This window comes from Monashia sp. HAY1-2A, assembly GCF_056755315.1.
Map to the genome: position 1 here is coordinate 1 of NZ_JBNDHY010000800.1, position 235 is coordinate 235.

The window sequence follows — 235 nt, forward strand, 5'->3', positions numbered from 1 at the left end:
CGTTCGGGACCTCGGACGCTTGCGCGGCGACTGCGCCGTTGATGACCACCGCGGCGGCGACCCGCGGCCGGCCCGATGCTTCAACCGCGGGGCTGTAGAGGCCGGCGCGCAGGGCCCCGCCGCGGGTGATGATGCCCACGAGCTCCCCGGAGTCGGACACCACGTGCGCGACCTTGCGACGCACCTCGGAGAGTCGCTCGAACGCGTCCTGCGGACCCACCGACTCGGGCAGCAC

General features: G+C 74.0%; 1 pseudogene. It reads right to left on the bottom strand.

Going from position 1 to position 235, the window contains the following annotated elements:
• A pseudogene (locus ACPYOM_RS23970) lies at nucleotides 1-235 on the bottom strand (GuaB1 family IMP dehydrogenase-related protein); the annotation flags it as partial.